Annotated in this window: 19 protein-coding genes; 11 read left to right on the top strand and 8 right to left on the bottom strand. The window is 72.6% G+C overall.

Going from position 1 to position 19,994, the window contains the following annotated elements; translation table 11 throughout:
- Window positions 1–135 precede the first annotated feature (135 nt).
- A complete protein-coding gene (locus DT057_RS12450; protein ID WP_128562423.1) occupies window positions 136–534 on the top strand; it encodes a hypothetical protein in 399 nt (132 codons plus the stop codon).
- Window positions 535–633: 99 nt separating this feature from the next.
- On the opposite strand, the gene DT057_RS12445 is transcribed toward DT057_RS12450, so the two are convergent.
- Window positions 634–1,038 (bottom strand): hypothetical protein, encoded by a 405-nt coding sequence (locus DT057_RS12445; RefSeq protein ID WP_128562422.1) that lies wholly within the window; start codon window positions 1,036–1,038, stop codon window positions 634–636.
- A gap of 307 nt (window positions 1,039–1,345) precedes the next feature.
- The gene (locus DT057_RS12440; RefSeq protein ID WP_128562421.1) at window positions 1,346–2,464 is read right to left on the bottom strand and encodes an ion channel; all 1,119 of its coding nucleotides are present in this window, start codon (window positions 2,462–2,464) and stop codon (window positions 1,346–1,348) included.
- A gap of 259 nt (window positions 2,465–2,723) precedes the next feature.
- Here DT057_RS12440 and DT057_RS12435 point away from each other — a divergent pair, with 259 nt between their 5' ends.
- The 6 genes from DT057_RS12435 to DT057_RS12410 all read left to right on the top strand — a co-directional run bounded on the left by DT057_RS12435 (window position 2,724) and on the right by DT057_RS12410 (window position 9,228).
- Window positions 2,724–4,067 carry an MFS transporter gene (locus DT057_RS12435; protein ID WP_128562420.1) on the top strand — a complete coding sequence of 448 codons (1,344 nt, stop codon included), beginning with the start codon at window positions 2,724–2,726 and terminating at the stop codon, window positions 4,065–4,067.
- Between the two features lie 72 nt (window positions 4,068–4,139).
- Window positions 4,140–5,381, top strand: a complete 1,242-nt coding sequence (cyoA, locus tag DT057_RS12430) for a ubiquinol oxidase subunit II (protein ID WP_407068137.1) — start codon at window positions 4,140–4,142, stop codon at window positions 5,379–5,381.
- A gap of 17 nt (window positions 5,382–5,398) precedes the next feature.
- Window positions 5,399–7,414 carry a cytochrome o ubiquinol oxidase subunit I gene (gene cyoB / locus DT057_RS12425; protein WP_128562419.1) on the top strand — a complete coding sequence of 672 codons (2,016 nt, stop codon included), beginning with the start codon at window positions 5,399–5,401 and terminating at the stop codon, window positions 7,412–7,414.
- On the top strand, window positions 7,407–8,033 hold the full coding sequence (gene cyoC / locus DT057_RS12420; RefSeq protein ID WP_128562418.1) for a cytochrome o ubiquinol oxidase subunit III: 627 nt from the start codon (window positions 7,407–7,409) through the stop codon (window positions 8,031–8,033). Before cyoB ends, cyoC begins: the two co-directional genes overlap by 8 nt.
- Window positions 8,030–8,470 (top strand): cytochrome o ubiquinol oxidase subunit IV, encoded by a 441-nt coding sequence (cyoD, locus tag DT057_RS12415; RefSeq protein WP_128562417.1) that lies wholly within the window; start codon window positions 8,030–8,032, stop codon window positions 8,468–8,470. The genes cyoC and cyoD overlap by 4 nt, the downstream gene beginning before the upstream one ends.
- The gene (locus DT057_RS12410) at window positions 8,467–9,228 is read left to right on the top strand and encodes an SURF1 family protein (protein WP_407068136.1); all 762 of its coding nucleotides are present in this window, start codon (window positions 8,467–8,469) and stop codon (window positions 9,226–9,228) included. Before cyoD ends, DT057_RS12410 begins: the two co-directional genes overlap by 4 nt.
- Before the next feature lie 189 nt (window positions 9,229–9,417).
- Here the strand turns inward: DT057_RS12410 and DT057_RS12405 are convergent, their stop codons facing one another.
- Window positions 9,418–10,368: a LysR family transcriptional regulator gene (locus tag DT057_RS12405; RefSeq protein WP_128562416.1), complete on the bottom strand. Its 951-nt coding sequence runs from the start codon at window positions 10,366–10,368 to the stop codon at window positions 9,418–9,420.
- Window positions 10,369–10,463: 95 nt separating this feature from the next.
- On the opposite strand from DT057_RS12405, the gene DT057_RS12400 reads away from it, so the two are divergent.
- Complete coding sequence (locus DT057_RS12400; RefSeq protein WP_128562415.1) at window positions 10,464–11,219, top strand: SDR family NAD(P)-dependent oxidoreductase; 756 nt, start codon at window positions 10,464–10,466, stop codon at window positions 11,217–11,219.
- Window positions 11,220–11,264: 45 nt separating this feature from the next.
- On the opposite strand, the gene DT057_RS12395 is transcribed toward DT057_RS12400, so the two are convergent.
- The 3 genes from DT057_RS12395 to DT057_RS12385 all read right to left on the bottom strand — a co-directional run bounded on the left by DT057_RS12395 (window position 11,265) and on the right by DT057_RS12385 (window position 13,546).
- The gene (locus DT057_RS12395; protein ID WP_128562414.1) at window positions 11,265–11,666 is read right to left on the bottom strand and encodes a nuclear transport factor 2 family protein; all 402 of its coding nucleotides are present in this window, start codon (window positions 11,664–11,666) and stop codon (window positions 11,265–11,267) included.
- A gap of 65 nt (window positions 11,667–11,731) precedes the next feature.
- Window positions 11,732–12,568 (bottom strand): alpha/beta fold hydrolase, encoded by an 837-nt coding sequence (locus DT057_RS12390; protein ID WP_128562413.1) that lies wholly within the window; start codon window positions 12,566–12,568, stop codon window positions 11,732–11,734.
- 249 nt (window positions 12,569–12,817) lie between these two features.
- Window positions 12,818–13,546, bottom strand: a complete 729-nt coding sequence (locus DT057_RS12385; protein ID WP_128562412.1) for a GntR family transcriptional regulator — start codon at window positions 13,544–13,546, stop codon at window positions 12,818–12,820.
- A 111-nt stretch (window positions 13,547–13,657) separates the two neighbouring features.
- Between DT057_RS12385 and DT057_RS12380 the strand changes: the two genes are divergently transcribed.
- The 3 genes from DT057_RS12380 to DT057_RS12370 are packed head-to-tail and all read left to right on the top strand — an operon-like array spanning window position 13,658 to window position 16,685.
- A complete protein-coding gene (locus DT057_RS12380) occupies window positions 13,658–15,046 on the top strand; it encodes an MFS transporter (RefSeq protein WP_128562411.1) in 1,389 nt (462 codons plus the stop codon).
- Window positions 15,043–16,152: an FAD-dependent oxidoreductase gene (locus DT057_RS12375; protein ID WP_128562410.1), complete on the top strand. Its 1,110-nt coding sequence runs from the start codon at window positions 15,043–15,045 to the stop codon at window positions 16,150–16,152. The genes DT057_RS12380 and DT057_RS12375 overlap by 4 nt, the downstream gene beginning before the upstream one ends.
- Window positions 16,149–16,685, top strand: a complete 537-nt coding sequence (locus DT057_RS12370; protein ID WP_128562409.1) for a hypothetical protein — start codon at window positions 16,149–16,151, stop codon at window positions 16,683–16,685. Before DT057_RS12375 ends, DT057_RS12370 begins: the two co-directional genes overlap by 4 nt.
- 230 nt (window positions 16,686–16,915) lie before the next feature.
- Here the strand turns inward: DT057_RS12370 and DT057_RS12365 are convergent, their stop codons facing one another.
- Window positions 16,916–19,423, bottom strand: a complete 2,508-nt coding sequence (locus tag DT057_RS12365; RefSeq protein WP_128562408.1) for a CHAT domain-containing protein — start codon at window positions 19,421–19,423, stop codon at window positions 16,916–16,918.
- Complete coding sequence (locus DT057_RS12360; RefSeq protein WP_128562407.1) at window positions 19,423–19,818, bottom strand: hypothetical protein; 396 nt, start codon at window positions 19,816–19,818, stop codon at window positions 19,423–19,425. The genes DT057_RS12365 and DT057_RS12360 overlap by 1 nt, the downstream gene beginning before the upstream one ends.
- Between the last annotated feature and the right edge of the window lie 176 nt (window positions 19,819–19,994).

Genomic DNA, 19,994 nt, shown 5'->3' with positions numbered 1-19,994 from the left:
ACCTCCCGCGAGGGACGGACGGCGGCGCGCGGGGCGGCGGCCGAGGCGGGCCCGGCGGCCGGAGTCAGTACTAAACCGCGCTTTACATCAACGAAATCTTAACCTTACTGGACCGTGAACGACAGGGAGAGCGGGATGCGCAGGACGTTGGTGCTCGCCGTGACGGCCGCAGGCGCTCTGGTCGTCCTCGCAGCCGCGCCGGCCGACGCCCGGGGGAGCTCCCGGCGCGGCGGCGTCCACGGCACCGTGGCGCACGGCGGCGAGCGCGGGGGTCACGGCGGCCCCGTCGCGGCCCGCCCGGCCTACGGCGCCCTGCGCGGCGCGGGCCCCGGGGGCTACGGCTACCCGCCCGCCTACGGCTACCCGCCCGGCTACGGCTACCGGGGCCACTACGGCACCCGCGGTGCCATCGTGGGCGGCGCGTTCGGGGCCGGCTACTACCGTGGCGGTGCCTACGGGCCTCAGGTCGGCGACGCGCCGGGCTACGCGCCCGCCGGCTACGGCGACCCCGCGGGCTGCCGCCGCTGCTGGTGAGGCTCCCCCGCGAGCCTGAGGACAGGCCCGGCAGCCCGCCACGCGGCGCTCCGGGCTCAAGGCTACGGGAGGCCGACCCGCGCTCACGCCCGGCTTTCCTCAGTTGAGCATGGTGATGATCTCCATGACGGTCCGCCCGTCGCGCACGAGCGCGACGCCCTTGCGGCCTGCCAGGGCCCGCCACTCGGCCATGGGGCTGCAGAACGCCCACAGCGCGTCGCCCGGCCGCATGGCCGCCCGCATGTCCCGCCACCGCTCGTTCCCGGCGGGGGCGCCGAGCTCCGCCTCGGCCTCCTCGATCGTCAGCCTGCGCCGCCGCGCCTCCCGATCCGGGTCGGGTCGCGGGGCCGGCGCGGTCGCCAGCGCACGGCGGAGCGCCCCGGCGTCCCGTGCCGGCGGCGCGGGAGCGGGGCCGTACCAGTCCAGCACCGGCTCGCGCCGCGGCTGCGGGGCGGCCGGAGCGGCGCCGGCCGCCCACCGAAGGCGGCGAAGCAGCCCGATCATGGCCGAGGCCGGGCTGCGGGACGAGCGTCCCGGGCGACGCGCCCGCGGCGCCCGGCGCGCGCGGTGGACAGGGTGTCGGCGACCATTGGCAAGCCCCCTTGAGGTCGAGGTGCCCGGGCGGGCGCCCGCCTCCCGCCCCGGCTCCCGGACATCAGGATCGAATCGTGGCCTTTGCGGGGCCCGCCCCGGCGATCCCCGGCCCCGTGCGGACCGGGACGCCGGCCGTCCGGCGCGCGCGCGACCGCGAGGGGGTGCCGCGGATGCCCGACCGGGCCGGCGACGGCGCAGGGACGCCCCGGTCGGGCGCTCAACCCGGGGAGCCGTCCGGCGGGATCGTGTCCAGCAGGGTTTGCAGCGCCTCGCTCGTCGTCGTCTGCACCTCGTCGACGAGGACGAACACTGCCTGGGCGTCGACCACGGACCCCGGCGGCGGGTTGCTGTGCGGCTGGCCCCGGGCGTCCGCGTACCCGATGGGCGTGCCGAAATTCGCCTCGAGCACGGCCCGCACGACGGCGCGCCAGGCCAGTCCCCTGACGGTGACGTCGAACCGGAGGCACTCGTCGCCCTCGCTGGAGAACAGGCGCTCGATCACCCACTCCGTTCCCGGCGCCACGATCGCCCGCACGATCATCTCCGGGTAGCCGCGCAAGGGGCGCACGATCGCCGAGGCGCCGGCCCGCTTCAGCCGCTCGCGGTTCAGGTCGTCCACGCACTCGGCGACGATGCGCGCGGTGATGCCGCGCTCGCGCAGGCGATGGATGATGTCGAAGGTGCGGCTGTCGGACAGCCGGTCCCCCTCGTGCTCGGCCAGGATCACCAGCACGCGCGCGTGATCCACCCCCGCGGCCTCCAGGGCCGCCGGGTCGTCGAAGCGGCCCTTGAGCTGCACGATGAGCGGATCGTCCTCGAGGTCGGGCGGAAGCCCGTCCGCGAACGCCTCGGTGAGGATGAGGGAGGGCACCACCGCGTAGTTCGCGTGCGAGCGGTGCAGCTGGTCGAGGAGGCGGCGGAGATAGTCGCCCGGCTCGTCCGCCGGCGCGTTCACGAAGACGATGTGGTCGCGCATGTTCCACCTCCACTCGCCGCGCCGCTTGCGCTCGCGGCGCAGGATCCTGAACTCGAAGAACGCGCTGCCGGCCTGCGTCAGCAGGAAGATGCCGCTCAGGTAGATCAGGATGATCGTGGAGGCGCGGCCCGCCCCCGTCTTGGCCGAGAAGTCGCCGTACCCGGTCGTGGTGATGGTCGTGAACGTGAGCCAGATCGCCTCGCCGAGGGCGAGATGCTCGAAGGCGATCATCGAGACGACGTGCAGCCCGATCAGGACCAGTAGGCCGACGAGGGCGAACCGGATCCGGTTGCGCAGGTCGCGCACCACGCTGCGCCTGAACTTCAGCGGTCGCCGGCGGACTTGCTTGAGGCGTCTCATGCGGGCTGCGGCCCCCTCTCGGCGCCGCGCGCTCGCGACGGCCGCCGGATCAACGCGCGGCCCGGCCCTCTGGCGGCGGCCGCCCGCATCCCGCCCCGCGCCGGCCCCCGCGGCCCGATCCCCGGGGACCCGCGACGAAGGGCGCGTCGGGCGGCTTGACCTCGGTGGCCTCCGCCAACCAAGCTCGCACAGCCTGAGCCCGTGCATAAGCCCCGGACGACCCGCCGGGGACGAGGACCAACTGGAGGCGAACACCCAGATGGCGACAGATCAGGTTCAAGGACCGCCGCCCTCCTCGACGGCGCTCGAGCGCGACGCCCGCCTGGCATCGACCGACCACAGGGTGGCGCCGAGCGAGATCGCCATCGGGGTCGTCATCGGCCGGGCCGCCGAGTACTTCGACTTCTTCGTCTTCGCGATCGCCTCCGTGGTGGTGTTCCCCAAGGTGTTCTTTCCCTTCGCGGAGCCCGTGACGGGGACGCTCTACGCCTTCGCGATGTTCTCGCTGGCCTTCGTCGCCCGGCCGGTCGGCTCGGTCATCTTCTCGGTCGTCGACCGCCGGCACGGCCGCGGCGTCAAGCTGACCATCGCGCTGTTCCTGCTCGGCTTCTCCACCATGGCGATCTCCTTCCTGCCGAGCTACGCGCAGATCGGCGCCTGGTCCCTGTACCTCCTCGGCACCCTGCGCTTCGGGCAGGGCCTCGCCCTCGGCGGGGCCTGGGACGGGCTCGCCTCGCTCCTCGCGCTCAACGCGCCGATCGAGCGGCGCGGCTTCTACGCCGCCATCCCGCAGCTCGGCGCGCCGCTCGGCTTCATGGTGGCCGGCGTCCTGTTCTCGTTCTTCCTGCTCAACCTCTCGGAGGCCGACTTCCTCGACTGGGGCTGGCGCTACCCGTTCTTCTGCGCCTTCGCGATCAACGTCGTGGCGCTGTTCTCGCGCCTGCGCCTCGTCGCGACCGACGAGTTCGCGCGCCTGCTCGAGCGCCGGCGCCTCGAACCCTCGCCCATCCTGCCGCTGATCCGGAGCCACGGCGGCGACCTCCTGGTCGGCGCGCTGGTTCCCCTGGCGAGCTTCGCGCTGTTCCACCTCGTGACCGTGTTCCCGATCAGCTGGATCACCCTGTTCACGCAGCGCTCGGCGGGCGAGTTCCTGATGGTGCAGTGCTCGGGGGCCTTCATCTGCGCCGGGGCGATCGTGGCCTCGGGCCTGATCGCCGACCAGATCGGCCGCCGGATGCTGCTCCTGCTCTCGGCCGGCCTGATCGCGGTCTTCGCCGTCGGCAGCACCATCGCGCCGCTGCTCGTCGAGGAGAACGCCATCGGCCAGACGATCTACGTCAACGCCGGCTTCCTGCTCCTCGGCCTGTCCTACGGGCAGTCCTCCGGCGCGGTGACGTCCCGGCTCGAGCAGCGCTACCGCTACACCGGCGCGGCCCTCACCAACGACCTCGCCTGGCTCCTCGGGGCGGGCTTCGCGCCGCTGATCGTCCTGTTCCTGTCGGCCCGCTACGGGCTCGCCTGCGTCGGCCTGTACCTGCTCTCGGGGGCCATCACCACGCTCCTGGCGCTCAGCTTCTCCCGCTCAGAGATCCGGCAGGTCTGAGCCGTGCGCACGCCCGCCCCTCCGCTGCCTGCGAACGCGTCCCTCCGCCCGCGCGCGGCGAGGAACCCTGGAGTGACCGCCCTGGCCATCCCCTCCGCCCCATCGCCCGCCCCCGGGCGCCCGGCGCGCCGCCTCCTGCGCGCCGCCGCGCTGCTCGCCGTCGCGGGGCTGCTCGCCGGCTGCAACCTGACCGTCCTGACCCCTTCGGGCGACGTGGCGGTGCAGCAGCGCAACCTCATCATCGCCTCCACCGCGCTGATGCTGCTCGTGATCCTGCCGGTGATCGCGCTCACCTTCCTGTTCGCGTGGCGCTACCGCGCCTCGAACGCGCAGGCGACCTACGATCCCGACTGGCACCACTCGACGCAGCTCGAGGTGGTCATCTGGACCGTCCCCCTGCTCATCATCATCGCGCTCGGCGCCATGACGTGGATCAGCACGCACACGCTGGACCCCTACAGGCCGCTCACGCGCCTCGCGCCCAACCAGCCCGTGCCGGCCGACGTGAAGCCCCTGCAGGTCGAGGTCGTGGCGCTCGACTGGAAGTGGCTGTTCCTCTACCCCGAGCTCGGTGTCGCGAGCGTGAACGAGATGGCGGCTCCCGCCAACGTGCCGATCGCCTTCAAGATCACGTCCTCCTCCGTCTGGAACACGTTCTCCGTTCCGGCCCTGGCCGGCATGATCTACGCCATGCCGGGCATGGAGACGAAGCTCCACGCGGTCATGAACAGGGAGGGGGATTTCCGGGGCCTGTCGGGGCATTACAGCGGCTCGGGCTTCTCCCGCATGAACTTCGGCTTCCGGAGCCTGACCCGGGAGGGCTTCGACGCGTGGGTGGCGAAGGCGCGGGCGGCCGGGGCGTCCCTCGACCGCGAGGCGTACCTCAAGCTCGAGAAGCCGAGCGAGGCGGATCCGGTCAGCTACTACGCCACGGTGGAGAACGGCCTCTACGCCGCCATCCTCGGCATGTGCGTGGCGCCCGACCGGATGTGCGTGGGCGAGATGCACCACATCGACAGGACGGGCGGCGCGGGCCGGGACAGCGCGGCCAACCGCGAGCGGCTCGACTACGACAACCGCCGCCTCGAGGGCGGGGTCGAGCCCTCCGGCGCCACCTTCCCGGCCTCCGGGCGGCCGCCCCAGGGCTCCGTCCAGCCCGAGGGCATGATGCCCCGCGACCAGAACCTGAGCCGCGGCGGCGTCAACGAGCGCAAGACCGCGCCCGATCAGGGGCAGGGCAACGCGCTGCCGGGTGCCGACAGGGGGCCGGCCCCGGCCCAGCTGAACAACCAGCCGACACGCCACCAGCACTGATCCGGACGGGCCGCCGCATGTTCTCGAACCTCGATCTTACGCAACTCGTCTTCGGGCGCCTGTCGCTGGAGGCGGTTCCCTACCACGAGCCCATCCTGCTCGTGACCTTCCTGGTGGTGGCGGCCGGCGGCGCGGCGCTGCTCGGCGCCGTCACCTGGTTCGGCAAGTGGGGCTACCTCTGGCGGGAGTGGTTCACGAGCGTCGACCACAAGAAGATCGGCATCATGTACGTGGTGCTCGCCATCGTGATGCTGCTGCGCGGTTTTGCCGACGCCATCATGATGATCACCCAGAAGGCGCTCTCGGTCGGCGCGTCGGAGGGCTACCTGCCCCCGCACCACTACGACCAGATCTTCACCGCCCACGGCACGATCATGATCTTCTTCATGGCGATGCCGTTCGTGACCGGCATCATGAACTACGTGATGCCGTTGCAGATCGGCGCGCGCGACGTGGCCTTCCCGTTCCTGAACAACCTCAGCTTCTGGATGACCGCGGGGGGCGCCGCCCTCACCATGCTGTCCCTGTTCGTGGGGGAGTTCGCGCGCACCGGCTGGCTCGCCTACCCGCCCCTGTCGGGGGCGGCCTACAGCCCGGGGGTCGGCGTCGACTACTACATCTGGGGCCTCCAGGTCGCCGGCGTCGGCACCACGCTCTCGGGCATCAACCTCATCACCACCATCGTCAAGATGCGGGCCCCGGGCATGAGCATGATGAAGATGCCCGTCTTCTGCTGGACCACGCTCTGCAGCAACGCCATCATCGTGACGATCTTTCCGGTTCTGACCGCAACCTTGGCGCTGCTGGCGCTCGACCGCTACGTGGGGACGCACTTCTTCACGAACGATTACGGCGGCAATTCCATGCTGTACATGAACCTGATCTGGATCTGGGGTCACCCCGAGGTCTACGTTCTGGTTCTGCCCGCCTTCGGCATCTACTCGGAAGTCGTCTCGACCTTCTGCGGCAAGCGGCTGTTCGGCTACACGTCGATGGTCTACGCGACGGTGGTGATCGCCTTCGTGTCCTGGCTGGTCTGGCTCCACCACTTCTTCACGATGGGCTCGGGCGCCAACGTCAACGCGTTCTTCGGCATCACCACCATGATTATCTCGATCCCGACCGGCGCGAAGGTGTTCAACTGGCTCTTCACCATGTACCGCGGGCGGATCCGCTTCGAGACGCCGATGATCTGGGTCATGGGGTTCATCCCGACCTTCGTGCTCGGCGGCCTGACCGGGGTGCTGCTCGCGGTGCCGCCCGCCGACTTCGTCCTGCACAACAGCCTGTTCCTGGTCGCCCACTTCCACAACGTGATCATCGGCGGCGTGGTGTTCGGGCTCCTGTCGGGCGTCAGCTACTGGTTCCCCAAGGCCTTCGGCTACAAGCTCGACCCGTTCTGGGGGCAGGTGTCGTTCTGGTGCTGGCTCGTGGGCTTCTGGGTCGTGTTCACGCCGATCTACGCGCTCGGCCTGATGGGGGTGACGCGCCGCACCCAGCACTTCGAGGACCCGGACGTGCAGCCCTACCTGACGGTCGCCGCGCTCGGCGCCTGCATCATCATGGCGGGGATCGCGGCGTTCGTGCTCCAGCTCCTCATCAGCTACGTCCGCCGCGAGCGGCTGCGCGACCTCACCGGCGATCCCTGGGGCGGACGGACGCTCGAATGGTCGACCACCTCCCCGCCCCCGCCCTACAACTTCGCCTTCACGCCGATCATCCACGATCTCGACGCCTGGTGGGACATGAAGCGGCGCGGCCACGAACGCCCGCAGCACGGCTACAGGCCGATCCACATGCCGAGGAACACAGGCGCCGGAATCGTCCTGGCCGGGCTCAGCAGCGTGCTCGGCTTCGCGCTGATCTGGTACATCTGGTGGCTGGCCGCCCTGTCCTTCGTCGCCCTGATCGCGACCGCCATCGTCCACACCTTCGACTACGACCGGGACTACTTCATCCCGGCCGAGGACGTCGCCCGGCTCGAGGGCCGCGGCACGACGCAGGTCGCCGAGGGGATCCGAGCCGATGCATGAAGTGACCGCACCCCCCGGCGCCGCGGCGCCGGTCTTCTACGAGCAGGAGGACCACGCCCACGGCGACGGCGGCACGCTGCTGGGCTTCTGGCTCTACCTGATGAGCGACTGCCTCATCTTCGCGGTCCTGTTCGCCACGTTCGGCGTGCTCGGCCGCAACTACGCGGCGGGCCCGTCGGGCGCCGACCTGTTCGACCTGCGGCTCGTCGCCGTGAACACGAGCCTCCTGCTCCTGTCCTCCATCACCTACGGCTTCGCCATGCTGGAGGTGGAGCGGGACCGGGTCGACGCGACCCTGCGCTGGCTGGCGGTCACGGGCCTGTTCGGGGCGGCCTTCCTGGGGCTCGAGCTCTACGAGTTCACGCACCTGATCCACGAGGGCGCCACCCCGCAGCGCAGCGCGTTCCTGTCGTCCTTCTTCACGCTGGTCGGGACGCACGGCCTGCACGTCACCTTCGGCATCGTCTGGCTCGTCACGCTGATGGTCCAGGTGCGCCGGCGGGGCTTGATCGCGCAGAACCAGCGCCGGCTGATGTGCCTGTCCATGTTCTGGCACTTCCTCGACGTGGTCTGGATCGGCGTGTTCACCTTCGTCTACCTGATGGGGTCCATGCGATGAGCGCGGCGGCCGAGGCCGGGATCGCCCGGAAGTCCCAGGACGGGGCGGGGCCCGGTGCCCCGCACGGGGGGCCTGGCGCCCCGCACGGCGGGCCCGGTCCCCGGGGGGCGCACGGCACGGTCCGGAGCTACGTGACCGGCTTCGTCCTGTCGGTCGTCCTCACCGCCATCCCGTTCTGGCTCGTGATGGGCGGGGTCCTGGACGACACGCTCCTCACCAGCATCGTCATCATGGCGCTGGCGGCGGTGCAGATCGTCGTCCACATGAACTACTTCCTGCACATGAACACGAGGTCGGAGGGCGGCTGGACCTTCCTGGCCCTGGTCTTCACGCTCACCCTCGTGGTCATCACGCTGGTCGGCTCGATATGGGTGATGTACCACCTGGACCAGAACATGATGCCGATGTCGCCGCACGAGGCCTTGCAGAGGCCGTGACGGGCCGGCGGGTCGCGGCGCTGGTCGCGTTCGACCTCGCGGCGATCCTGCTCGTGGCCGGCCTCGTCGCGCTCGCGGCCTGGCAGGTCCATCGCCGCGCCTGGAAGCTCGACCTGATCGCGCGGGTGGAGGCGCGGGTCCGGGCGAGCCCGGCGCCGGCGCCCGGGCCCGCGCGCTGGGCCGCCGTCTCGGTGGCCGCGGACGAGTACCGGCGCGTCGCCGCGGCCGGCACGTGGCTCGAGGATCGCTCGACGTTCGTCCAGGCCGTGACCGCCCTGGGGGGCGGCTCCTGGGTGATGACGCCCCTCGCCCGGGACGACGGCACGACGATCCTGGTCAACCGCGGCTTCGTGCCCGACCAGGCGCGCGACCCGGCCGCCTGGCGGGCCCGCGACGGGCAGCCCGTCGCCGTGACGGGCCTGCTGCGCCTGTCCGAGCCGGGCGGCGGCTTCCTGCGGGCGAACGACGCCGCGGCCGAGCGCTGGTTCTCGCGCGACGTGGCCGCGATCGCGGCGTCGCGCGGCCTGACCCGGGTGGCCCCCTACTTCATCGACCTCGAGCGCGGCCCCGGCGAGGGCAGCCTGCCCGTCCCCGGGCTGACGGTGGTCGCCTTCTCCAACAACCACCTCGTCTACGCGCTCACCTGGGGCGTCCTCGCGCTGATGGCCGCGGCGGGGGCGGTCGCCGTCACCCTGGACCAGATCCGGCCCGGCCGCGGGACGCGAGCGCTCGCCGGATGCGCGGCGGACGGGGGCTAGGGCCGTTGTCCGACGGCGTGGCGACCGGTGCGCCGGGCCTCGCGTCGCCCGGCGCGTCCTCGGGCCCCCGCCTGCCGCCGGACGGCCCGTGCGTCGCGGGCCTCGCCCTCGGCGGCGACCGCCTCCGCCCGGCTGGCCGTCGCGAGCGGCCGCGAGCGGCGGGCCCGCGTGCCGGCCGCGGCGCTGCGCTCACGGGCTCCCGGAATCGGCCCGCGGCCTTCCGGGGCCGTCGGGCGGCGCCGCGACGCGCGCGAGACGCGCCGCCAGGAAGTCGCCCAGCGCCTCGACCTTGGCCGGCCGCACGCGCGCCGTCGGCGTCACGAAGTAGAGGCCTCCCGCCGGCAGCTGCCAGTCCGGCAGCAAGGCTTCGAGGCGCCCGTCCGCCAGGAGGGCGTCCGCCACGAAGGAGGGCAGCTCGGCGATGCCCAGGCCCTCCAGCACCGTCGGCAGCAGTGCATCGACGTTCGTCACCCGGAGGGGCCCCGAGGGCGTGACCGAGACCTCGTCGCCGGCCCCGTTCCGGAACCGCCAGATGTCGGTCCGCGCCCGGTAGGCGTAGCCGAGGCAGTGATGGGCGTTCAGTTCGGTGGGGTAGTGCGGCCGGCCGTAGCGGGCGATGTAGGCCGGCGCGGCGACCACGAACCGGCTCACCGGCCGCAGGCGCCGCGCGACGAGCGCGGAATCCGGCAGCACCGCGATGCGCAGCGCCGCGTCGAAGCCCTCGCCGACCAGGTCGACCGTGGCGTCGCTGAGGTGCAGGTTGACCCGGATCTCGGGATAGAGCCGCAAGAACGCCGGCATCAGCGGGCCGACCTCGCGCAGCCCGAACGACATCGGCACCGCCAGGTTGACGGTGCCGCGCGGGCGGCTGGAGAGCTCGCGCGCCGCGTCCTCCGCCTCCTGCGCCTCGAGGAGGACCCGCGCGGCCCGCTCGGCGAGCGCGTGCCCGAACGCGGTCAGGGCCACCTTGCGCGAGGTGCGGTTGAGGAGGCGGCCGCCGAGGCGCTCCTCCAGGCGCGTGACCGCGCGGGACACGGTCGCCACCGAGACGCCCATCGCCCGCGCCGCGCCCGCGAACGAGCGCTCCTCCGCCACCTTGGCGAACAGGGCGAGCCCCTCAAGATCCGGCAGCCGCGACATCGACTTTTCCGCAACGATGACTTTCAGCCATTGCCATAGCGCAACGCTGCGCCCTCCGTCATCGTCGGATCACCATACAGACAGGGAAGATCCCCATGACCCAGAAGCTCACCGGCAAGGTCGCCGTCGTCACGGGCGCCACCAGCGGCATCGGCCTCGCCACCGCCAGGCGCTTCGCCCAGGAGGGCGCCCGCGTCTTCATCACCGGCCGGCGCAAAGCCGAACTCGACGCCGCCGTCACGGCGATCGGCCGCAGCGCCACCGGCATCCAGGCGGATGCCTCCCGCCTCGGCGAGCTCGACATCCTCTACGGGCGGGTGAAGGCGGAGGCCGGGCGCATCGACGTGCTGTTCGTCAACGCCGGCGGCGGCTCGATGCTGCCGCTCGGCCAGATCACCGAGGAGCAGTACGAGGACACCTTCGCCCGCAACGTGAAGGGCGTGCTGTTCACGGTCCAGAAGGCGCTGCCGCTCCTCGTGGACGGCGCCTCGGTGATCCTGACCGGCTCGACGGCCGCAACGGAGGGCACGCCGGCCTTCAGCGTCTACGCGGCCTCGAAGGCGGCCGTCCGCTCGTTCGCCCGCAACTGGATCCTCGACCTCAAGGACCGCCGCATCCGGGTGAACACGCTGAGCCCCGGCGCCACGCGGACCCCGGGCCTGCTCGGGCTGGCGGGTCCGGACGCGGAAGCCCAGCAGGGCCTGCTCGCCCACCTCGCCGCGAAGATCCCGCTCGGGCGCGTCGGCGAGCCGGAGGAGATCGCCGCCGCGGCGGTGTTCCTCGCCTCGGACGACGCCGGCTTCGTCAACGGCGTCGAGCTCTTCGTCGACGGGGGCCAGGCCCAGATCTGACCCGTCCCGCGGGGCCCCGTCCCGACCGGGCCCGGCCCTCGGCCCTCAGGCCGGCGGCGGGTCGAGGAGCACCCAGAGGCGCGAGATCCTGCCGTCCGCGAGCTCCGCCGCATCCGTCCCGGTGACGACGGTCGGACCGTCCGCCGGGCCGGCATGCCAGCGCAGGCAGCCGAGGCCGTGGTGCCCGACCCCGACGCCCTGGGGCACGAACCGGAAGGTCGGTCCGAACTGCTCGAGGAGCTTGCCCGCGACGTCCGCGATCGCGGCGCGCCCCTCCACGACGCCGCCGGGCTCGTACAGGACCGGCCGGGCGACGAAGAGGTCGTCGAGGGCGCGCAGGCGCTTCGCGGGATCGCGCTCGTTGAAGACGCGCTCGAGGTTGGCGCGCAGCAGCCGGTCGTAATCCGGCTCGGGAGTGTCCGGGGCCGTCCCGGTCTGGCTCGCCATGGCGTCGTCTTCCTTGGGGGGGCGGATGGAAGGAGGGGCGCGCCGCCGCGCCCCTCGCGCGCGTGTCACGACCTCACGAAGGCGAGCAGGTCGGCGTTGAGCACGTCCGCGTTCACCGTGAGCATGCCGTGCGGCAGGCCCGGATAGGTCTTCAGCGTGCCGGACGCCAGGAGCTTGATCGACTTCAACGCCGCGTCGGCGTACGGCACGATCTGGTCGTCCTCGCCGTGCAGGACGAGCGTCGGCACGCCGATCGCCTTCAGGTCCTCGGTCTGGTCGGTCTCGGAGAACGCCTTGATGCCCTCGTAATGGGCCTTGGCGCTGCCCATCATCCCCTGCCGCCACCAGTTCTGGATCACGCCCGGATGGACGGTCGCGCCGGCGCGGTTGAAGCCGTAGAACGGGCCCGTCGGGACGTCGAGGTAGAACTGCGCCCGGTTGTCCGCGAGCGCCTGGCGCAAGCCGTCGAAGACCGCGCGCGGCAGCCCCTCGGGATTGGCCTCGGTCCTCAGCATCAGCGGGGGCACGGCGCTCACCAGGATCGCCTTGGCGACGCGGCCCTGCGGCTCGCCGAACCGCGCGACGTAGCGCGCGGCCTCGCCGCCGCCGGTGGAGTGCCCGATATGCACGGCGCCGCTGAGGGCGAGATGCTCGGCCACGGCGGCGGCGTCCGCCGCGTAGTGGTCCATGTCGTGCCCGTCCGAGACCTGGGCGGAGCGGCCGTGGCCGCGCCGGTCGTGCGCGACGACACGGTAGCCGTTCCGGAGGAAGAACAGCATCTGCGTGTCCCAGTCGTCGGACGAGAGCGGCCACCCGTGATGGAACATGATCGGCGGCGCGTCCTGCGGGCCCCAGTCCTTGTAGAAGATCTCGACCCCGTCGCGGGTTGTGACATAGGGCATGCGCTACCTCCGTCCTCAGGCCGACCGAATGCGACAGCGCGAGGTTAGCTGGGCGATGGAGCGCCCCTGACAAGGTGGCGCGCCCGCCGCCGCGCGCCGCGCCGCTCGCGGGAGAGATTCGGGCCTTCGCTCAAGCGGCCTGCCGGGGATGCCGGGTCCGGCGCATGTCAGCGCCGCACCCGTCCGAGACGATCGACGGCCGCCCGCTCAGAGCCGTCCGCCGGCGCTCCCGGACGGTTCCGGCCGCGCTCAGGGGTCCAGCGCGATGTCGAGCGCGCCGCTCGCGCCGCGCGACAGCACGTCCATGATGCGGTCGCGCGCAAGGTGGGCGTGCGAGCGCCCGAGCGCGTCGGCGGTCCCTGCGTCCCGGTTCCGGATGGCCGCCACCATCGCGACGTGCTCGCGCAGGATCGCGTCCATGTGCGTGCGGTAGGCCCCCGGCGAGAGGAAGCACTCCGGATCGTAGGCCAGGTAGGCGATCCGCAGGGCGAGCGTGAGCAGGTGCCGGTAGGACCGCTCGACGAGGCGGTTGCCGCAGGCTTCGGCGATGAGCGCGTGGAAACGCCAGTTGCTCTCGTTCATCTCCTCCGTGTTGCGCCCGCGCGCGTGCCGCTCGAAGACCGCGCACTCCGCGTCGATGGCGGCCAGCTGCTCCGGCGTCCGGCGCAGCGCCGCCCACCGGGTGACGACGCGCTGCTCGAGGTCGAACGCCTCGAGGAACTCCCGGATCTGGTCCCACTCCATGCCGGCGACGCTCGCGCCCCGGTTCGGCAGGAGCACGACCAGCGACTCCGCGGCCAGGCGGACGAGAGCCTCGCGGACGGGCGTGCGCGACAGGCCGAGCCGGGTGGCGATGGCCGCCTCGTCGAGGGCGCTGCCCGGCCGCAGCGCCAGCGAGACGATCTCGCGGCGGATGGCCCGGTAGGCATGCTCGACGCCCATGCCCTTCAAGACGACAGGGGTTGCTTGGATTTTCATCTTGCCCGCGCTCTGACCTCTTGCATAATCCGTTTATACAAATCCATGGCCCGCCGCCGCCGGCTGCCGCCACCCCGCGCGGTCCGCGTGCCCCCGAGCAGGAGACAGCCGATGAGCGCGACCGCCCCGGAACTCATCGCGAGGCTGGACCGTTTGCCATCCTCGCGCTTCCACGTCACCGTCCTCGTCGTGGCGGCGCTCTCCCTGTTCTTCGATACGCTGGACACGGTGATCACCGGGTTCGCCTTCGCGGCTTTCCGCGACGAGTGGAAGCTCGGCGCGTCCGCGCTCGGCATCAACGCCGCCATCGGCCTCGCCGGCTACCTCGTGGGCTCGCTCCTGGTGGGCTTCGCGGCCGACCGCTGGGGCCGCAAGGCCGTGATGACCTGGAGCCTCGCGCTCTACTCCCTGTTTTCCGCCTCGCGCGCCCTGGCGCCCGGCATCGAGGTGTTCGCGCTCCTCAACTTCCTCACCTGGCTCTTCGTCGGCGTCGAGAGCTGCGTGGTGCCGCCCTACCTGGCGGAACTCTGGCCCTCGCGCCTGCGCGGGCGGTTCAACGGCTGGATGATGTCGTTCTTCGCACTCGGCATCGCGCTCTCGCCGGTCTGGGCCCTGATCTTCCTGCCCACGGTCGGCTGGCGCTGGACGCTGGCGCTCACGGCCCCCTTCGCGCTCCTCATCGGCATCATGCGCCGGGTGCTGCCCGAGAGCCCGCGCTGGCTGCTCAGCCAGGGTCGCGGCGCCGAGGCCGAGGCCGTCGTCGCCGACATCGAGCGGCGCGTGGCGCGGACCGTCGGCGGGCCGCTGCCGCCCGTCGCCCCCGTCGCCGCCCCGCTGCCCACCCACCGCGTGCAGCGCCGGGAGATCGTGGCGCCCGGCGTCCTGCCGCTCACGCTGATGCTGTGGCTGGTGTGGTTCACGGAGTACGGCGTGCTCTACACCTTCCAATCCGTGCTGCCGACGCTGCTCGCCCTCGACGGCTTCTCCATCGTGCGCTCGACGCAGTTCTCCGTCGTGATCTTCTCGGGCTTCATCCCGGGCTACGTGCTCGCCGGCTACCTCCTCGATCTCGTCGGCCGCAAGTACTGGCTGATGACCTGCTTTGCCGGGATCGCCGTGTCCGGCACGCTGTTCGGCTTCGCCGGCACCGGCACGGAGATCATGATCTGCGCCTGGTTCACGGCCTTCTTCCTCGGTAGCGGCTCGACCTCGATCTACACCTACACGCCCGAGCTCTACCCGACCGAGATCCGCACCACCGCGATGGGGATGGCCTCGGCCATGGGGCGCGCGGGCGGCATCCTGCTCCTGCTGACCTTCGGCGTCTTCTCCGTCCTGCAGGGCCGGCTGGCGCTGTTCGTCGTGAGCGACGGCCTGCTCCTGGCCAGCATCGTCGCGGTGGCGCTGCTCGGACCGAGCACGAAAGGCCGCACGCTCGAGGAGACCTCGGCCAAGGCGGAGCAGCCCGCCGCGGCCGGCGCGACGGTGGCGGCGGAATGAGCCGCCGCGCCGAGATCGCCGGGGCCGGCTTCGCCGGCCTCGCCGCCGCCGCGATGCTGGCGCGCCGCGGCTGGTCCGTGCGGGTGCACGAGGCGGCGGACGCGCCGCGCAGCGTCGGCGCCGGTATCTACGTCTACGCCTTCGCCCAGGAGGTGCTGCGGCAGATCGGGGCGTTTGCTGACTTCGACGCGCACGCCTTCGCGCCGACGTCGCGCACGATCTACGTGGACGGCGCGGCGCGCTCGACGACGCCGACCGACGGCCTGTACCGCACGACCACCCGGGCCGTCCTCCATCGCGCGGTGCTGGACGCGGCCCGGAGGGCCGGCGTCGAGGTCGCGACGCGCTCCCGGGCCGTGGGGGCAGAGGCCGGAGGGGTGCTGTCACTGGAGGACGGACGGTCCCTCGAGGCCGACCTGGTGGTCGCGGCCGACGGCGTGCGCGCGAGCGTCGCCCACCGCCTCGGGCTGACGATCGCGCGCACGCAGCACCAGAACGGCATCACGCGGGTCCTGCTCGACCGGACCGGGATGCGCGGCCCCGCCTGGGACGGCATCAGGGACTACTACGACTACCGCACGCGGCCATTGCGGGTGCTCTACACGCCCTGCGGGCCAGACGCGTTCTACTTCTGCCTGATGGCGCCCTCTCGCGACGGGCAGGCGACCCGCGTGCCGGTCGAGATCGCGCTCTGGGCCGAGGCGTTCCCCGCCCTCGCTCCCGCCCTGGGGCGGATCGGGCCCTCCGGTCGCCACGACCGCTACACCACGACGCGGCTGCCGCGCTGGTCGCGCGGGCGCGTCGCGGTGGTCGGCGACGCGGCGCACGCCATGCCGTCCAGCCTCGGCCAGGGTGCCGGCGTGAGCATGCTGAACGCCGTGCGGATGGCGGAAGCCGTCGATGCGGCCGAGGACGTCGAGGCGGGGCTGGCCGGCTGGGAGGCCTCACTCCGGCCGGTCGTGGAGCAGTGGCAGCGCGAGGCCGAGGGCGTGTCGCGGCGGCGCAGCCTCGGTGAGGCCGTTCACCCGGGCGGGGACCTGCCGGGCGAGCGGCCCGGCGACCTGCCGCCGATCCCCTCCCCGATCCCGCTGGAGACAGCCCCATGAGCGTGGCACCCGACGCACCCTGGTACTGGGCGATCCTCGCGGCCGTGGAGGCGCAGCAGGCCGGCGTCACGGACCGGCTCGGCCGCCCGTGGGCCCAGCACTTCGAGCGGGTGGCGCTGCGGCTGATCTTCCGCAACCCGAGCGCCACCCGGGCGCAGATCGAGGCGGCGCTGCTGCACGACGCGCTGATGGCGCGTGGCGGGGGCCAGGCCCTGCTCGACCGGCTCGGCGTCGGCTCGGACGCCCGCGAGCTGATTCGGCTGACGACGCCACCGCCCGATGCCGACTATTATCGCGCCTTCGAGGAGATCGGCTCGAGGGAGAACGCGATCTACCTCGACTATGTCCGGGGCCTCATCGCGTCCGGCAGCAAGGCCGCCGTCGAGATGAAGCTCGCCGACATCCAGGACACGATCGACGCCTGCCGGGCGGGGGCCACGGACGTGCTGGTCGGGCAGTTCCGCGACCGCTACGAACCGAGCCGCCTCCTGCTCGAGCAGGCGCTCAGTCCACGCATGACGCCGCCGCCCTGACCCCTGCGACCTCGGCGATCCTCCCGCCGTTCCCGACGCTCCCGCGCGCCGCCCGCGTCGGCCCGCCCCGCTCCGCGGGGCTTGCGCGGCGGGGGTGCCCCAGCGCGTGCCGGAAGGGGGCGGGCCGCGGGCGGCCGATGGACCGACGGCCCCGTAATGCCGCCGGCCCGGCGACGCGCTGGACCTCCGGCCCTGCCCGGGTTGCCCGCCGCCCGCGGCATCGACACCGGCTACTGGACCGCGAGCAGGGAGAAGCCGATCCAGCCCGGCAGCGGCGCCGTCCCCGCCTCCAGCATCGCCCGCTGCGTCGTCGCGAAGGCCTCGAGGGGCAGCATGCCGCCGAGCCGGCGCCGGTGGTAGCCGGTGAACAGGGCCGCGCTCGCCTCCGGCGCGGCCGGTGTGATGCTCGTCAGCACCGAGGCCGCGCCCGCCTCCAGCAGGCTGGCCGGCAACCCGACGAGGTCGTCCCCGAGCATGTCGACGTCGCCGATCCGGCTCGGGCGGACACCGGTGCTGCAGGCCGAGAGGGTGACCTCCGTGAAGGGAAGCGGGTGCAGCGCGATCTCGGCCGCGGTGAGCAGCCGGTCCGTCAGCACCAGCGCGGCGCCGGCCGGATCGTCGCGCAGGAAGACGCCGTGCGTCGCGATATGCAGCGCCGCGCCCGCCGCCTCCCGACACCCGAGCAGCGCCCGGAAGGCCGCCAGCGTCGCCTCCGGACCGACGCGCGGCGCGCCGACGAGACGCTCGCCGTAGAGCGCCGCCAGATCGGCGAGTTCCGTTTCCGTTTGCGGAAGCGCCAGCGCCGCCGATCGCGGAATCGGCGCCCCGAGCAGCGCCACGCGCCCACCGCCAGGCCTGCGGGCCGCCAGCGGCGCGATGCAGGCGAGGTTGGGCAGCGTCCCGACCGGAAGGAACTCGAACAGCCGGCGCTCGTCGCACGGCATCGCCGGCCAGGGCAGCAGGTTCAGGAGCCCGTGCGGGCAGACCAGCAGCGCCCGCGCCGCCAGGACCGCGCCGAGCACCGCCTCCGGCAGGAACGTCTCGACGGAGAGGTGGCGCTCCGCAGGATCGTAGTCGCGCGCGAATTGCTCGTGCGCGGGCAGCGTGACGTTGCGTTCGAACGCGGCCAGCGCCTCGGTCACCGGCGCCGGCAGGACGCGCGCGTGCGCGGTTGCCTCGCCGTCCTTCAGCAGCACGATGGTCAGAACGTTCCCGGCGAGGAACAGCTGGATCGCGGCCTGCCCGGCAGCCCGCAGCACGGCCAGCGTCGCCGGCATGTCCAGCGACGCCGACGGCGCGCCGCCACTGGCACCGGCCTTCATGCGCATCCGCTCGATCAGCGCCGCGCGCGCGGCGATATCGGTGGTCGCCTCCGGCGCAGCCTCGCCATAGGCCGACACGAGGCTGTCGATGCGCGCTCCGAGGCCGTCCAGCCGGTCGACATCCTCCGGCCTGGGCGCCGCGATCGCACCGGCCGCGAGCGACAGGGACAGGAAGCGCGACTTGATCGCATCGGCGTAGCGGGCCGCGCGCGCGCCGTCGCGATGCCCGACCGCCGTGGCGATCGCCTCGTCGAGCATCGGGCGGGCCGTGCGCAGCGCGAGGTTGTCGAGGCGAAACCCGAGGCTCGCGGTACGCAGTTGATCGAGAGCCGAGACGGCCGCATCGAAGGCGTCCAGCGCCTCACGCGCCCGCGAGCGCGCCTGCTGTGCCCGGGCCAGCTGCCAATGCGCCTTCCAGATCGTCTCCCACTGCCCGTAGGCGGTCTCGCCGGCGATCCCCGCCGCCGCGTCGTCGACCGCCTCCCGCCCGCGCCCCGTCTCGTTGAGCAGCCGCGCGCGCAGGACCCGCGCGGTACCGCGCTTCTGCGCGAGTTGTTCGTGTCCATCGAACGCCGGCAGCAATGCGTCGAGCAGCGTCAGCGCGCCCTGGTGATCGCCGCGCAGGCGCAGGATGTGGCATTGCTGCACGCGCATCGCCTCCCCGGCCCACGGCGCCAGTGCCGCGTAACGGGGATGAAGGCGGTCCAGGGCAGCCTGGGCCACGTCGAGCCAGTGGGCGCGTCCGGCGCCGCTCGCCTGCTCGGCACGGTCGAGCGCCAGATACATCTCCTGCGCGTCGAGATTGATGGCGCGGTTGTCTTGAAAGAACGTCCGCAACGGGTCCGCGCGCCCGTCCTGCGTGCCGTCGAGCCGAGCGCGCAGGTTGCGCAGGTGCGCCTCGCTGCGCGGGAAATCGCCGAGCCAGCGCAGCGTCTCCGCGATGGCGAGCTCGACCTTGTGCACCGGATCGATCGGCTCGGACGGCTGAGGCGCCACGCGCTGCAGCCGGTCGCGCTCGGCGAAGAGCACGGCGAGGACGGTCGCGTAACGCCCCGCCTGGCGGAAGTGCATCGCGCGATCCGTGGCCATCCGGGCGATCAGCGCCGGATCGCCGTACAGGTCCGCGATCGCGAGACCCCGCTCGAAGGCCTGGCGGGCCGCCTCGTGATCGCCGGCCGAGGCGTGCAGGTCGCTCAGCGTGCCGTACTCGTTGACCGCCATCTCGACCGTGCCGCGCAGGCCCGGTGCGCTGGAGCGGCACGCGTGGTCGAGCACCGCCTCGATCGCCCGGCACAGGCCGGCGCGGGCCGCGACCTGCTCCGCGAGCGGCGCCGTCATGGCGGCCACCACCCGGCGCAGCGCCGCGCCCTGCGCGAGCGTCAGGTGGGCTTGCCGAAGCACATCCTCGCCGGTCATCAGCCCGCCGTCCCGTCAGCGCCTCGCATGAGCTCCGCCGCGACCAACGTCTCGACCATCTCGCGGCTCGCCCCCTCCACCTTGATGGGGCCGTTCCGGCTCGGAATGGTCAGGGTGATGCCGGGATGGCGCTGGATCAGCGCGAGCAGCTTGTCGGCGATCTCCGCCGCGAGCTTGACGGCTTCCAGCGCCGGCTTGGCGGCGACCGCGAAGGCGAGCAGCTGGGGTCCCCACTCGACGGCGTAGCGCCAGACCTCGGCGAGCCCGCCCATGACCGGCGCCGGCCGGATCTCCGCGGAGAGCGCCTCGCGCAACTCGTCCTGCAATCCTTGCGTCCCGGCACCTGGTCCGGTGACGGCGATCGTGATCGAAGCCTGCTTCGGTGCGACGGCCATTGAACGCCCCCGATGGTTCAGGCGATCAAGCAGCGAGGCCATGCTCACGCCCGCCACGGAGTGGCGCGTTGAGACCATGACTTGCGCCGGGACAGCCAGCCTTACCAACCGCAAGATCTACGATCATACTCGTTGTCGGCGGCGATGCAACTGCCGGATGCTATTGCCTGCTTGAG

Source organism: Methylobacterium crusticola, assembly GCF_003574465.1.
GTDB lineage: Bacteria > Pseudomonadota > Alphaproteobacteria > Rhizobiales > Beijerinckiaceae > Methylobacterium > Methylobacterium crusticola.
This window is presented reverse-complemented; position numbering and strand designations above follow the sequence as displayed.